Source organism: Glycomyces sp. TRM65418, assembly GCF_019710475.1.
In the GTDB taxonomy this organism is placed as follows: domain Bacteria; phylum Actinomycetota; class Actinomycetes; order Mycobacteriales; family Micromonosporaceae; genus Glycomyces.
Map to the genome: position 1 here is coordinate 326,901 of NZ_JAJFAX010000005.1, position 14,043 is coordinate 340,943.

Here is a 14,043-nt window from a genome sequence, read left to right on the forward strand (position 1 = left end):
GCCCGGGTGCGCCCGAAGCGGCGACCAGGGTCCGGGCACCGGCCCGGACCCTGACGCGACCACTGCCCGATCCAAGACCGGGGCCGGCGCCGATCGGCTCGGCGGTCCGCATCGGCGGCGCCGCCGCCCATGGGGCGGTCACGACCGTACTCGTGCCGGCGAGGCCCGCCGGTCCTCAGTCGGCGCGAGCTCAGACGTCGAGGACCTCGCGGAGCTTGGCGGCGAACGCCTCGGGCTCGCCCGTCTGGCCGTACTCGCCGCCGAGGAAACCGCCGTGGTGGCTGGGGAAAACCTCCGGTTCGATGCCCAGGCGCGTGGCCACCGCCCTGCCGGCGCGGGCGGGCAGCTCCTCGCCCGATTCGGCGCCGACCGCGACGACGATGCGGGTCGACGCGGCGCTCAGCGCTTGGAAGTCGTGCTGGTAGGCGTTGCAGGTGACGATGTTCTGGCCGAGCAGCGGGTCGTCCCGGGTGCCGTCGTCCTCGGTCGGCAGGCCGAAGGCCGCCGGGTCCGGCGCGGGCTGCTCCAGGTAGGCCTCGGTGACCGGGCCGCTGTGCGTGACCAGGGCGATGAACTTGGCCATGGCCGGGCCGAACCCGGCGTCGAGGTAGGTCCGGCGGATGTCCTCGCAGACGGCCAGGGCCGCTTCGCGGTCCGGGAGCTCCTGGGTGGCGGGCGGCTCGTGCGCGACGAGGGTGCGGACCAGCTCGGGACGGCGGGCGACGAGCGCGAGCGCGTTGACCGCACCGCCGCTGCTGGCGAACAGGTCCACCTCGCTCGCGCCGACCGCCTCGATGATCCGGCGCAGGTCGTCGGCGTGCTCGTCGGGCGTGCTCTCGTCGGCGCCGTCGGTCCGCCGGCTGCGCTCGGACCCGCGCGGGTCGTACGTGATCACGGCGCGGTCGGTGAAGTGGCCCGCGAGGGTGGTGAATCCGGCGGCGGCCATGGGGGATCCGACGAGCAGCAGGGCCGGCTTCGTGCCGTCGCCGTCGCGGACGTCGTAGTGCAGGACGGCGCCGGGGGCGGCGAGCGTGTGGGTCTTCGGCTCGGTCATCGCGTCTCCTCGAGTGGTTCGGGTGCTCGCTATGGAGACGAGATCCGCTTCGCGGATTCATCGCCGCCCGCGGCCTCCACCACGACAGGCCGAGGGCGGTGCCCGCCTCGCGTCGTCCCGCGCGGCGGGCAGGCGCCTGCCCGCCGCGCCGCTACCGCACGGCAGGATTCCGCCTTGGGCGAACGGTGCGGCGCCGGCGCCTCCGGGCGTCCTACGATGAGGCATGGCCGACACTGCTCCTCCCCCGAACCAAGCGCCGCAGGACGCGACCCGCGAGCCCCGCGGCGGCGAGACCGGCGGCGAGCCGCTGTGGCGCGACGCCCTCGGCGAATGCCTCCGCGACCTGCGCCGCGACCGCGGCGAGAAGCTCACCGACACGGCGGGCCGGGCCGGGATCTCCCCGCAGTACCTCTCCGAGATCGAACGCGGCATGAAGGACCCGTCCAGCGAGATGATCGCCGCCGTCGCCGGGGCCCTCGAACTCACGCTCACCGACCTGACGGTGGCCGTCGCCGAACGGCTGCGGTCCTTCGAGTTCACCGCGTCCGTCGGCGCCGGCCACCGGGCGTACTACGCGCTGGCGGCCTGACGCGGCACCGCCTCCTCCATGACGAGGTCGATGAGGCCGTACTCCTTCGCGCCCGCCGCGGTGAAGACCCGGTCCCGGTCGGTGTCGGCCCTGAGCGCCTCAGGGGTCTGCCCGGTGTGCCGGGAGAGGATCGACTCGATGTCGGCCCGGACGCGCACGATCTCGTCGGCGGCGAGGATGAGGTCCGGGATCGCGCCGCGGCCCTGCGCCGCGGGCTGGTGGAGGACGACGCGCGCGTGCGGCAGCGCCGCCCGCATCCCCTCCTTCCCGGCGGCGAGCAGCACCGCGCCGACGGCGACGGCCTGGCCGACGCACGTGGTCGCGACGGGGGACTTGATGTAGCGCATGGTGTCGTAGACCGCGAGCATCGCGCTCGGGTCGCCGCCCTCGCAGTTGATGTAGAGGTTGATGTTCCGCTCGGAGTTGTCCGCGTCCAGATGGAGCAGCTGGGCGACGAGGGCGTTCGCGACGCCGGCGTCGATGCCCGTGCCGAGGTAGATGATCCGCTCGCTGAGCAGGTGCGAGTAGACGTCCATGATCCGCTCGCCGCGGGCGTTCTGGGTGATCACGTTCGGGATCGTGTAGCTGCTCATGACGAGGCTCCTTCGGTGGCGATGCTGAGGCCGACGGTCCGGCGCGCGTTCGGCGCGATCTCGTCGAACGAGGTCACGATCGCGTCGACGAACCCGTAGTCGAGCGCTTCCCGGGCCGTGTACCAGCGGTCGTGGAGGGAGTCCTCGAAGACCCGCTCCAGCGGCTGGCCGGTGTCCTCGGCGATGAGGCCGAGCACCGTGTCGCGGGTGTGGCGGAGGTCGCCCGCCTGGAGTTCGATGTCGACGGCGGCCCCGGCGATCCCGGCCGAGCCCTGGTGCATGAGCACGCGGGAGTGCGGCAGGGCGCGGCGCTTCCCGCGGGTGCCCGAGGACAGCAGGAACTGGCCCGCGCTGTAGGCGATGCCGAACACCAGTGTGGACACGTCGCAGGGGATGAGCCGCATGACGTCGCGGATCGCGAGCATCGCGGGCACCGACCCGCCCGGGGAGTGGATCCACAGCGCGATGTCCTGCGAGGCGTTCTCCACTGCGAGGGAGAGCATCTGCGTGGCGAGGAGGGTGCCGTTGTCGTCGTCCAGCGCACCGTCGAGGACCAGGACGCGCTGCTGGTACAGCTCGCGCCTGACCCGGTCGTCGAACAGGGGCGGTTTCCCGTTTTCACTCATGGCTCCACCTTGCGCGCGCGGCCCCTTCGCGCGCAACGCGATCTGCCCTGAGCGGATCCGCTCTGAGCAGCGCGGGCGCGGGGCCTCGGCGCGGCCGAGGCGGTGTCCGTGCGCGGAAATCCCTCGGACCGGGCGGTCCGCTGCTTAGGCTCGCAGCATGAGGAGATCAGTGAAGTACCAGCGTGCGTGCGCCGTCGCGGCGCTCGCGTTCGCCGCGTTCGGGGCCGGCGCGTGCGGCGACGGCGACGACGGCGACTCCGGTTCGCCGTACGGCGGGAACGGGACGTCGGCGACCGCGGCGACCGAGTCGCCCACGGGCGACGAGGCGACCGCGGCCGGCGCGGCCTCGCTCGCCACGAACACCGACGACGACCTCGGGGAGATCCTCGTCGACCAGGCCGGGATGACCCTCTACCTGTTCACGGCCGACACCGGCGGCGAGTCGACCTGCTACGACCAGTGCGCCTCGGTGTGGCCGCCGCTGCTCACCGGATCGGAGGACGTGACCGGCTCCGGCGCGGTCGACGCCGCGCTCATCGGCACGGTCGAGCGCACCGACGGGACGATGCAGGTCACCTACAACGGCCAGCCGCTGTACTACTACGCCGACGACGACGAGCCCGGCGAGACGGACGGCCAGGGCGTGAACGACGCCTGGTACGTCGTCAACCCGGACGGCTCGGCCAACACCAAGCCCGAGGACGACGCGTCTTAGCCCGGCGGGCCGTCCGGTCGGCGCCAGCGGTAGCGGCGCTCCGGGCGGCCCCGGCCCGCGTACTTCAGCGCCACCTCCGCCCGCCCGGTCTCGGCCAGCTGCTCCAGGTAGCGGCGGGCGCTCACCCGGGAGATCCCGATCCGCTCGGCGCACTCCGCCGCCGACAGCGAGCCCTCGGCGCCGCGCAGCGCCGTCTCCACGAGCTTCGCGGTCTCGTTGCTGAACCCCTTGGGCAGCACCGGGACCGACCCGGCCGCGGGACGGTCGAAGGCGCGGTCGACGTCGGCCTGGTCGCGCACCGCCGCCCCGAGGCCCGCCCGCCGGCTCGCGTACTGCTCCAGCCGCTTCGCGAAGTCGTCGAAGCTGAACGGCTTGAGCAGGTAGGAGACGACGCCCAGGCGCACGGCCGCCCGCACCGCGTCGGCCTCCCGGGCCGCCGAGATCACCATGACGTCGCACTCGTGGCCCTCGGCCCGCATGCGACGCACCAGGTCGAGCCCGAACACGTCCGGCAGGTACAGGTCGAGCAGCACGAGGTCGGGCCGGTGCTCGGCCAGCGCCGCGAGGGTCTCCTCGCCGTTGCGGGCGCAAGCGACCGCCCGGAACCCGGGCGTGCGCTCGACGAACCCGCGGTGGATGTTGACCAGCCGGAAGTCGTCGTCGACGACCAGCACATCGATCATGTCGGTTCCTTCACCGTGCGGGAGGCGGACGCGGGACGGACGAAGCCGGGGCCGGCGACCGGCTCGGGACCGGCGTCGGCGACCGCAGTCGGGTCGACCTCGCCGCCGGCGTCTCCGGTCGGCCGGTGAGGCGGCACCTTCGCCCCTTTCACCGGTCGGCACGTGCCGCCGACCGGGTCTCCGATCAGCCCGCGAGCTTCGCCGCCGGCCCCCTCAACCGGCTCGCACGCTTCGCCACGGGTGCCTTCGGTCGGCTCGCACGCTTCACCGAGCAGCGGCAGGACCGCCGTGAAGCGGGCGCCCGCCTCGGAGTCCTCCAAGGCCACCGAGCCGCCGTGATGCTCGCACACCAGCCTGGTGAGCGCAAGGCCGATGCCGTGCTCGCCCGCCCCCGCCTTCGTCGTGTACCCGTGCGCGAACACCTCGCTCGCCGTCTCCGGCGGCACGCCCGGACCCGAGTCGGTGACCGTGATCCGCACGGCCCCGTCGCGATGACGGATCTCGACCGCGACCCACGCCTCGCTGCCGCTGCGCCGCGGCAGCGGCGCGCTCGACGCGAGACCCGCGGCCGCCTCGACCGCGTTGTCGACGAGATTCCCCAACACGGTGCCCACGTCGGCCGAGTCCTCGGGCGCGAGCGCCCCGAGCCCGCTGCCCTCCACCACGTCGAGCCGCACCTGCCGTTCCGAGGCCTGCGCCGACTTGGCCATGAGGAGCGCCGCGACCGCCTTGTCCCGGATCGGCTCGCCGATGGACAGGTCGAGGGACTGCCGGTGCCGGTTGAGCGCGTCGATGTACGCCACGACCTCGTCCTGCTCGCCGATCTGGATGAGCCCGGAGATGATGTGCAGCTTGTTGTCGAACTCGTGCGCCTGCGCGCGCAGCGCCTCGGCCGTGGACCGGAACGACCCGAGGTCCCGTTCGAGCTGCGCCAGTTCGGTCCGGTCGCGCAAGGTCGCGACCGCGCCGAGCGCCCGCCCGTCCTTCGCCACCGGCATCCGGTTCACGACCAGGACCCGGTTCCCTTGGAGGACGACCTGGTCGGAGCCGGTGACCGCACCGGAGAGGACGTCGCGCAGGCGCGCGGTCAAGTCGAGCTCGCCGAGCGTGCGGCCCACGGAGTGCTCGGGCAGGTCCAGCAGGCGGCGCCCGACGTCGTTGACGAGGGTGACGCGCTGCTGCGGGTCGAGCGCCACCACCCCCTCGGCGATCCCGTACAGCATCGCCTCGCGGTGCTCGGCGAGCCCGGCGATCTCCCGCGGCTCCATGCCGAACGTCTGCCGCTTGATCCGCCGCGCCAGCAGCCAGGACCCGGCGATGCCGAGCGCGCTGGCGACCCCCAGGTACAGCAGCAGGTTGGGCGTGGCGCCCGCCAGGCGCTGCAGCGGCGAGGGGACTTCCCGGCCGACGACGGCGACGCCGAGCTGGATCCCGTGGTAGGGCTCCTCTTCGCCGAAGACGGGCGCTTGGGCGACCAGTTCGGTGCGGCCGCCGAGATCGAGTTCGCCGCGCCAGCCGCGGCCGTCGAGGACGCCGTCGCCGAGGGGAAGATCGGTGCCGATGAGCAGCGGGTTCGTGGAGGCGACGATGACGCCGCCGGCGTCGGCGACGCTCACGGACGACACGTTCCACCGGCTCAGATTGCTCTGCAGCTCGGGGGCGAGGGTCTGCGCGGGCAGCGGCTCGGGCAGGCGGCTGCGCACGAGGTCGGCGGCGGCGAGGCTCTCGGCGAGCTGGGTGACCCGCCGGCCCTGCTCGGCGTTGAACACCGCCGTGGACTGGGCGAGGGAGAGCCCGGCGACGGCGGCGAGCACGAGCAGGATCACCGTCAGCTGGAACGCGAGCAGCTGACCGGCGAGCGTCGGGCGGAACATGGGCCTGAACACAATGAACTCAATGATCGTTACGGACACAAGGCTGACGTCGGGGCCGCGTCAGGGTGACCATCGTCTCTCACCCCACCCTCGAAATGAAAGAGCAAAGACGATGAAATTTCACCGGAGGGCCTTCCTCAGCGCCGCGGCGGCCGTCCCCGTCGCGGCGGCGACCGCCGCCTGCGGCGTCACCGCCGACGACGGCAGCGGCGACAGCGGTCCCCTCACGGGCCTGCGCATCATGGTCCCCAACAGCCCCGGCGGCGGCTACGACACGACCGCCCGCTCGATCGCCCGCGTCATGGAGGACGAATCGATCGCCGAATCCGTCGAGGTCTTCAACCTCGAAGGCGCCGGCGGCACGGTCGGCCTCCAGCGCACCGTCAGCGAATCCGGCAACGGCGACCTCGCCATGCAGATGGGCCTCGGCGTCGTGGGCGCCTCCTACACGCAGAACTCCGAGGCGAAGCTGACCGCGACGACCCCGATCGCGAAACTCGTCGAAGAGGCCGGCGCGATCGTCGTCCCCGCCGCCTCCCCGTTCCAGACCATCGACGACCTCGTCACCGCCTGGTCCGCGGACCTCTCCGGCGTCACCGTCGGCGGCGGCTCCTCCCCCGGCGGACCCGACCACCTGCTGCCGATGCAGCTCGCCGGAGCCGTGGGCATCGACCCGACCCAGGTCAACTACGTCACCTACGACGGCGGCGGGGAACTCCTGCCCGCGCTGCTGGGCGAGAAGATCGCGTTCGGCGCCAGCGGCGTCGGCGAGTTCATCGACCAGATCGACGCCGGGCAGCTGCGGGTCCTCGCCGTGTCCGGCGCCGAGCGCGTGCCGGTCGTCCCCGACGCCCCCACGTTCGCCGAATCCGGGATCGAACTCGAGTTCACGAACTGGCGCGGCTGGGTCGCCCCGCCCGAGATCGAGGACGCCGACCGCGACAAGTGGATCGACGCCCTCACCGCCATGCACGACTCGGCCGCCTGGCAGGAAGAGCTCGACAAGCAGGGCTGGACCGACTCATTTCTCACCGGCGACGACTTCGGGACGTTCCTCGAAGAGCAGGACCGGATGGTCGCCGACACCCTCCAGCGGCTGGGCCTGGCGTGACGGCGCCCGACGAGACCCCGCCTCCCGAAACCGCGGCCGCCGCGGCGACCGCGGTGCAGGAACCGGCGACCGAGCCCGCCCCGAAGCGGGACCTCGCACAGCTGTGGGTGTGCGGGTTCCTGACACTGCTCGGCGTCCTCGTCATCGTGGACGCCTCCCGCCTCGGCGGCTTCACCGCCTCCAACGACCCGATCGGCCCCAAACCCGTGCCGATCATCCTCGGGATCCTGCTGTTCGCCGTCGCCGCCTGCTACACGCTCGACACGCTCCGCGGCGGCCGCGGCGAGGCCGACCACCGCGACGGCGACGCCGCCTTCGACTGGCGGACCCTCGGCCTGCTGTGCGCCGTGTTCATCGCGAACGCGCTGCTCATCGACTGGCTCGGCTGGGTCGTCTCCGGGGCGCTCCTGTTCTGGGGCGCCGCGATCGTGCTCGGCTCGCGCCGCTACCTCACGACGCTCGCCGCGGCGGTCGCGCTCGGCCTGGCCACGTTCTACGGCTTCGCGATCGGCCTCGGCGTGGGCCTGCCCGCGGGCGTCCTGCAGGGGATCCTCTGATGGACAACCTCAACGCCCTCATGGACGGCTTCGCCGCGATCCTCACCCCGGGCAACCTGCTCATCGCCCTCATCGGCGTCACCATCGGCACCGCCGTCGGCGTCCTCCCCGGCCTCGGCACCGCGATGGCGGTCGCGCTGCTGCTGCCGATCACCTACGGCATGGAACCCACGCAGGCGTTCATCATGTTCGGCGGGATCTTCTACGGCGGCATGTACGGCGGATCGACCACGTCGATCCTGCTCAACACCCCCGGGCAGTCCTCGTCGGTCGTGACGGTCCTCGAAGGCTTCAAGATGGCCAAGAACGGCCGCGGCGGGCAGGCCCTCGCCACGGCCGCGATCGGCTCGTTCGTCGCCGGGACCATCGCGACCCTCGCCCTGGTGTTCGTCACCCCGATCACCGTCCAGTTCGCGATCACGCTCGGCGCGCCCGACTACTTCGCGATCATGGCGCTCGCGCTCATCGCGACCGCGTCGGTGCTCGGGGCCTCCCGCGTCCGCGGGTTCGCGTCGCTCCTGGTCGGCCTCGTCATCGGCACCATCGGGATCGACGCGGTGACCGGGCAGCAGCGCCTGACCTACGGCGTCGCCGAGCTCGCCAGCGGCGTCGACGTCATCATCGTCGCCGTCGGCGTCTTCGCCGTGGGCGAGGCGCTGTGGACGGCCGCGCGGATCAAGTCCGGCGCGGGCGAGATCATCCCGGTCGGCAAGGTGTGGATGGGCCGCCAGGACTGGCAACGCTCCTGGGGGCCGTGGCTGCGCGGCTCCGCGCTCGGGTTCCCGTTCGGGGCGGTCCCGGCCGGGGGCGCGGAACTGCCGACGTTCCTGTCGTACATCACCGAGCGGCGCCTCTCGAAGCACCAGCACGAGTTCGGGCACGGCGCGATCGAGGGCGTCGCGGGCCCGGAGGCCGCCAACAACGCGTCCGCCGCGGGCACGATGGTGCCGATGCTGGCGCTCGGCCTGCCGGTGAACGCGACCGCCGCGGTCATGCTGGCGGCGTTCCAGAGCTACGGGATCCAGCCGGGCCCGCTGCTGTTCGAGAAGCAGTCGGCGCTGGTGTGGACGCTCATCGCGAGCCTGTTCGTCGGCAACGTGATGCTGCTGGTGCTCAACCTGCCGCTGATCCCGGTGTGGGTGAAGCTGCTGCGGATCCCCAAGCCGTACCTGTACGCGGGGATCCTGTTCTTCGCGTCGATGGGCGCGTACGCGGTGAACGCCCAGCCGTTCGACCTGTTCCTGCTGCTCACGCTCGGGCTGGTCGGGTTGGCGATGCGGCGGTTCGGGCTCCCGGTGCTGCCGTTGATCGTCGGCCTCATCCTCGGCCCGATGGCCGAGCGGCAGGCGCGCATGTCGCTGCAGCTGTCGGGCGGGGACCTGTCGGGGCTCGTCGGCGGCCCGGTGTCGTGGACGATCTACGCGATCATCGCGGTGATCGCCTTGTGGCCCTTGGGCCGGATGCTCGTGCGCCGCGCGACGCGGGACCGCGCGAGGGCCGCCGCCTAGCGCGGCGCGAGGGGGGAGGCGCGGGCCGGGGGCCGGTCCGCGCCTCGCGGCCGTTCAGCGCAGGATCGACCGCTGCAGCAGCTCGACCGGGCCGGTGCTGAAGCGGCGCAGCCACAGCCGCGAGCCGACGAGCAGGACGACGCTGATCGCGAGCCACAGCCCGGCGACGAACCACGGGTTCGACCCGTACCGCGCCGCCAATCCCAGGCCCCAGCCGTAGCAGATCGCCGAGGCCAGCAGGTTCTGGAGGACATAGCCGCTGAGGGCGGTGCGGCCGAGGCTCTCCAGGGCGGCCATGACCGGTCCGCGCCGCAGCCGGTCGACGAGGATCCCGGTGAGGCCGAGGAACCCGAGCATGACGATCGGCGCGGCCACGTACCGCTCCACGAAGAACAGCGGGTCCGGCCCGGCCATGACCGCGAGGTTCAACGGGAGGCCGATCCCCAGGCCCCACATGCCCATCCGGCGCCGCATGCGCCGGCCGTGCGCCTCGTCGCCGAACGCCCCGGCACGGAACAGCCTGACCCCCAGCAGGAACAGGAACATGAGGAACGGGAACGCGATGATCGGCTCCATGCGGAACGCGAGCGCGTTGTCGAGCCGGAACTGGACCTGCTCGATCCACGACCCGGACGCGTAGAGCGCCTCGATCTCCGGGTCGCTCTGCTCGGCCGGGTCCAGGCTGAACATCGCGGCGGTGATGAGGCCGATGATCGCGAGGTGCAGGGCGAGCTGGATCCACATGACCGCGTGCTGGACCCGCACCGAACGCGTGAGCAGCCACGCCACCACGATCGCCGTGACGGCGTAGCCCATGAGGACGTCCCAGGCGAAGACCAGCACGAAGTGGATCGTGCCCTCGGCGAAGAGGAACAGCGCCCGCCAGTGGTAGCGGCCGGGCCAGCGCCGGCCGCGCCGCTCGCCGGAGCGGAACTGGATCGCGAGGCCGACGCCGAACAGCAGGGTCAGCATCGACAGGAACTTGCCGTTGGCGAGCAGCTCGAAGACCGCGCCGATCACCGTGTCGTCGGTGGCGGCGCCCGCGCCGCCGAGCAGGGGCGCGGCCTCGCCCGCCGCGGCGGCGAAGATCCAGATGTTCGTGCCGAGCGTGCCGAGGATGGCCACGCCGCGCAGGACGTCGAGCAGCGGCAGCCGCCGCGCCGCCGGCGCGGTCGCGGCGGGCGCCGTGGCGGAGGTGGTGTGCATGGATCCAGCTTCGCCGCCGCGGGAGTCGAAGGAATCCTTCCGCAGCATGGACTTTCGCGTCCGCGAGGCGCGACCGGCGGTGGAGGCGCTTCCGCGCCGAAGGTCGCAGCGGCCGGCGGCGGCGTGCGACTTTGGTGGCAGCGCCGAACACCGCCCCGTCCGGCCTCAGACCGCCGGGGCGGTCCGCTCGCGGACCTTGCCGCGGCGGGGCTGCCGGTCGAGCCACCACTGGGCGATCATGAGGTTGACGATCCAGCTCATCCAGATCGAGACGACGGCGGCGTCCTCGACGAGGGCGTCCATGTCGCCGCCGTAGTAGCCGTCCTGGAACGGCAGGAGCACCATGAGGATGAGGAACAGCCAGACCCGGTTGACCACGATGGACGTGCACAGCGCGAAGCTGCGGATCATCCACCGGCGGTGCTCCCGGAAGCGGCGCCGGCGGGCGGCGGCGAGCCCGGCGAAGGTGGTGCCGAACCACAGGAGCGCCAGGAGCACGTTCCCGATCCTGCCGGCGGGGCCGACCACGGAGACGACGCTGACGACGAGCGCGAACAGCCCGGAGGGGACGACTCCGGCGAACACGTAGACGCGGCCGGAGATCCGGTGGACCTTCGGGTGGTGCTGCCGGAGCCACGGCCACACCTGCATCGAGCAGGTGACGATCGCGATCGAGCCGAACAGGATGTGCCCCGAGAGCATCAGGTAGTGCGTCTCGGGGAAGGCGTCCTGGAGTTCGACGAGGGAGTCGCCGGTGTCGAAGGTGAGGTAGGAGGGCAGTCGCGCGGCCACGAAGAGCCCGACGACGACGAACAGCGGCACGATCCACGGGCGGCGGTACCACTTCGGGCGGGTCCGGTCCGGCGGGGAGTCGGGTTCGGGGCGGGTGAGGACGGCGGGTGTGGCCACGGGAGTCTCCGATCACTGCGGACGCACGGATGCGTATCTAATACGCTAATAAGCGTACGTCATACGCACCATTGAGGCCCGCCAGTGCCTCCCGGCCGGCACGTAGGCTGCCAAGGGCAGCAACGGGAGGGACGACGCCAGTGGGATCAGGCGAATACGAACTGCTGTGGGGCGACCAGGCCCGCCCCGGCCGCGGACGGCCCGCCGGCCTCAGCCGCGAACGCATCGTGGCCGAAGCCGTCGCCATCGCCGACACCGAAGGCCTGCAGCACGTCTCGATGAAACACCTCGCCGAACGCCTCGGCAGCGGCGTCATGTCCCTCTACCGCCACGTCCCCGGCAAAGACGAGCTCAAGCTCCTCATGTACGACTCGCTCATGGCCGGACCACCGCCCCTCCCCGAAGCCGACCACTGGCGGGACCTCCTGCGCGCCTGGGGCCTCGGCGTGCGCGACCTGTTCACCTCCCACCCCTGGGCGCTCACCGTCGCCACCGACCAGCGCGCCATGGGACCCTGCGAGGCGACCTGGGTCGACGACGTCCTCGGACGACTCGAGCAGCTCGACATGCCCGCGCCCCTCGCCCTGGCCGCCGTCCTCACCGTCGACTGCTTCGTACTCGGCGCCGTCCGCCCCGAACTCGGCATGGCCGACGCCCCCGCGGGCAAGGCCGAATTCTTCCGATTCCTCGCCGACCCGGCCATGCGCGAACGGTTCCCGCACCTCGCACGACTCACCGAACCCGCAGCCGACCCGCCCCTCGACCACTACTTCGAGTTCGGCCTCGACCGCGTCCTCGACGGCCTCGAACGACACCTCGAAACCCGGCGGTGAGCCCCGCGCGAACACCGAGGGGCCGGCCCGCACGGACCGACCCCTCGGCTTTCAGGAGAGAGCAAAGCTCCTAAGCGGGCTGCAACGCCGGCTCACCCGGCCGAGCACCCCCGTCAGCCTCCCGGCCGCCCCCCGGCTCCCCCGCGAACGCGGCCTCCACGTCCAACGGCACCGGAGCGGCGTCGTACACCTCCCGGTCCAGGATCCGCTCCGACTTCGCCACGATCACCGGCACCACCATCTGCCCCGTCACGTTCGTCGCCGTGCGGATCATGTCCATGATCGGGTCGATCGCCAGCAGCAGACCCACACCCTCCAACGGCAGCCCCAGCGTCGACAGCGTCAACGTCAACATCACCGTCGCACCGGTCAGGCCCGCCGTCGCCGCCGAACCGATCACCGACACGAACGCGATCAGCACATAGTCCTGCACCTCCAAGGGCACCCCGTACACCTGCGCCACGAAGATCGCCGCGATCGCCGGATAGATCGCCGCGCAACCGTCCATCTTGGTCGTCGCCCCGAACGGCGACGCGAACGACGCGTAATCGCGCGCCACCCCGAGCCGCTCCGTCACGATCCGCTGCGCCAACGGCAACGTCCCCACCGACGAACGCGACACGAACGCGAACTGGATCGCCGGCCACGCCTTCCGGAAGAACTGCACCGGCGACACCTTCGCCACCACCCGCAGCAGCACCGGATAGACCACCAGCATCACCACGAGCGCACCCGCGTAGATGTCGACGCTGAACACCGCCAACGGCTCCAGCAGATCCCAGCCGTACGAGAACACGGCCTTCCCGATCAGCGCGGCCGTACCGACCGGCGCCAACCGGATCACCCACCACAGGGCCTTCTGCACCAGCGCCAACGCCGACGCGTTGAACTTCAGGAACGGCTCGGCCCGCTCCCCGAGCCGCGCCGCCGCCGCCCCGACCACGATCGCCAGAAACACGATCTGCAGCACGTTCACGTTCACGAACGCGTCCACCACATTCGTCGGGACGATCCCCGTCAGGAAATCGGTCCACGACCCCGTCGTCTCGGGCGCGGCCGCCTCACTCGTGAGCGTCACGCCCTCACCCGGATCGGTCGCCAACCCGATCGCGAGACCGATGACCACCGCGATGAACGACGTCAACGCGAACCAGCCGAGCGTCTTGGCCACCAGGCGACCGGCGTTGGCGAGATCGCGGAGATTGGCGATCGACGCGACGATCGCCGTGAACACCAGGAACGGCACGATCAGGAACAGCAGCTGCACGAACAGCGTCCCGACCGTGTCGAGCCCGGACCCGAGCCACGCGACCGACCACTCCCGGGCCACGAAACCCAGGACGAGACCGAGCACGAGACCGACGAGCAACTGCGCGGCGAACGGGACCTTCTTGGAGCGCTTGCGCGCTGCGATATCGGATTCCGCGGAGGCGGACATGGTGAACCTCTTGGATTTCAAGCAGACAGCACGGGACGGCACCCGGCTGCGGGGCGTGCAAGGAGACGCTGGAATGGACTCACGACCAGCGAAGAAGGAGATACATCGGCGAGCCCGCCGGTGAAGAGGTTCGCGCTAACGACAGAGCACGGCGGACACGCGGCAGAAGTCGAGGTGACGCCTGCGTGTCAAGTGCTGGTCAGTGATCGTGTAGCGCATCGCGCGTCAACGATAACGGCCCTCGCACAACGGACGCAAGGATCGGTGAGCGAACGCATACGGCATGACGCGCCCACCCCCACGAGCAACCCACGAGCGAAGCGACCCACCGAGCAGCGACCAAGAAG

The 14,043-nt window shown here is 71.8% G+C and carries 14 protein-coding genes; 6 read left to right on the forward strand and 8 right to left on the reverse strand.

Features of this window, described 5'->3' with window-relative positions; translation table 11 throughout:
* Nucleotides 1-190: 190 nt before the first annotated feature.
* The gene (locus K3N28_RS13815; RefSeq protein ID WP_228093115.1) at nucleotides 191-1,054 is read right to left on the reverse strand and encodes an alpha/beta fold hydrolase; all 864 of its coding nucleotides are present in this window, start codon (nucleotides 1,052-1,054) and stop codon (nucleotides 191-193) included.
* Between the two features lie 223 nt (nucleotides 1,055-1,277).
* Between K3N28_RS13815 and K3N28_RS13820 the strand changes: the two genes are divergently transcribed.
* Nucleotides 1,278-1,643, forward strand: a complete 366-nt coding sequence (locus K3N28_RS13820) for a helix-turn-helix domain-containing protein (protein WP_228093116.1) — start codon at nucleotides 1,278-1,280, stop codon at nucleotides 1,641-1,643.
* Here the strand turns inward: K3N28_RS13820 and K3N28_RS13825 are convergent.
* Nucleotides 1,625-2,236 carry a ClpP family protease gene (locus tag K3N28_RS13825; protein WP_228093117.1) on the reverse strand — a complete coding sequence of 204 codons (612 nt, stop codon included), beginning with the start codon at nucleotides 2,234-2,236 and terminating at the stop codon, nucleotides 1,625-1,627. The two genes, K3N28_RS13820 and K3N28_RS13825, sit on opposite strands and share 19 nt — an antisense overlap.
* Nucleotides 2,233-2,862 carry a ClpP family protease gene (locus K3N28_RS13830; RefSeq protein WP_228093118.1) on the reverse strand — a complete coding sequence of 210 codons (630 nt, stop codon included), beginning with the start codon at nucleotides 2,860-2,862 and terminating at the stop codon, nucleotides 2,233-2,235. Before K3N28_RS13830 ends, K3N28_RS13825 begins: the two co-directional genes overlap by 4 nt.
* Before the next feature lie 157 nt (nucleotides 2,863-3,019).
* Between K3N28_RS13830 and K3N28_RS13835 the strand changes: the two genes are divergently transcribed.
* Nucleotides 3,020-3,577, forward strand: a complete 558-nt coding sequence (locus K3N28_RS13835; RefSeq protein WP_228093119.1) for a hypothetical protein — start codon at nucleotides 3,020-3,022, stop codon at nucleotides 3,575-3,577.
* Here the strand turns inward: K3N28_RS13835 and K3N28_RS13840 are convergent.
* Nucleotides 3,574-4,260, reverse strand: coding sequence for a response regulator (locus K3N28_RS13840; protein WP_228093120.1), 687 nt, complete (start codon nucleotides 4,258-4,260; stop codon nucleotides 3,574-3,576). The genes K3N28_RS13835 and K3N28_RS13840 overlap by 4 nt on opposite strands.
* Nucleotides 4,257-6,134, reverse strand: a complete 1,878-nt coding sequence (locus tag K3N28_RS13845) for a sensor histidine kinase (RefSeq protein WP_228093121.1) — start codon at nucleotides 6,132-6,134, stop codon at nucleotides 4,257-4,259. The genes K3N28_RS13840 and K3N28_RS13845 overlap by 4 nt, the downstream gene beginning before the upstream one ends.
* A 112-nt stretch (nucleotides 6,135-6,246) precedes the next feature.
* Here K3N28_RS13845 and K3N28_RS13850 point away from each other — a divergent pair, with 112 nt between their 5' ends.
* Genes K3N28_RS13850 through K3N28_RS13860 form a run of 3 tightly spaced genes read left to right on the forward strand, consistent with a single transcriptional unit; the run spans nucleotide 6,247 to nucleotide 9,310 of the window.
* On the forward strand, nucleotides 6,247-7,245 hold the full coding sequence (locus K3N28_RS13850; protein WP_228093122.1) for a tripartite tricarboxylate transporter substrate binding protein: 999 nt from the start codon (nucleotides 6,247-6,249) through the stop codon (nucleotides 7,243-7,245).
* A complete protein-coding gene (locus K3N28_RS13855; RefSeq protein ID WP_228093123.1) occupies nucleotides 7,242-7,802 on the forward strand; it encodes a tripartite tricarboxylate transporter TctB family protein in 561 nt (186 codons plus the stop codon). The genes K3N28_RS13850 and K3N28_RS13855 overlap by 4 nt, the downstream gene beginning before the upstream one ends.
* Nucleotides 7,802-9,310, forward strand: a complete 1,509-nt coding sequence (locus K3N28_RS13860) for a tripartite tricarboxylate transporter permease (RefSeq protein ID WP_228093124.1) — start codon at nucleotides 7,802-7,804, stop codon at nucleotides 9,308-9,310. Before K3N28_RS13855 ends, K3N28_RS13860 begins: the two co-directional genes overlap by 1 nt.
* A gap of 54 nt (nucleotides 9,311-9,364) precedes the next feature.
* Here the strand turns inward: K3N28_RS13860 and K3N28_RS13865 are convergent, their stop codons facing one another.
* Nucleotides 9,365-10,516, reverse strand: a complete 1,152-nt coding sequence (locus K3N28_RS13865; RefSeq protein ID WP_228093125.1) for a DUF418 domain-containing protein — start codon at nucleotides 10,514-10,516, stop codon at nucleotides 9,365-9,367.
* Nucleotides 10,517-10,681: 165 nt separating this feature from the next.
* Complete coding sequence (locus K3N28_RS13870; protein ID WP_228093126.1) at nucleotides 10,682-11,425, reverse strand: DUF2306 domain-containing protein; 744 nt, start codon at nucleotides 11,423-11,425, stop codon at nucleotides 10,682-10,684.
* A gap of 140 nt (nucleotides 11,426-11,565) precedes the next feature.
* On the opposite strand from K3N28_RS13870, the gene K3N28_RS13875 reads away from it, so the two are divergent.
* The gene (locus tag K3N28_RS13875) at nucleotides 11,566-12,258 is read left to right on the forward strand and encodes a TetR/AcrR family transcriptional regulator (RefSeq protein WP_228093127.1); all 693 of its coding nucleotides are present in this window, start codon (nucleotides 11,566-11,568) and stop codon (nucleotides 12,256-12,258) included.
* 70 nt (nucleotides 12,259-12,328) lie between these two features.
* Here K3N28_RS13875 and K3N28_RS13880 read toward each other — a convergent pair whose 3' ends face one another.
* Nucleotides 12,329-13,696 carry a dicarboxylate/amino acid:cation symporter gene (locus tag K3N28_RS13880; RefSeq protein ID WP_228093128.1) on the reverse strand — a complete coding sequence of 456 codons (1,368 nt, stop codon included), beginning with the start codon at nucleotides 13,694-13,696 and terminating at the stop codon, nucleotides 12,329-12,331.
* Nucleotides 13,697-14,043 lie beyond the last annotated feature (347 nt).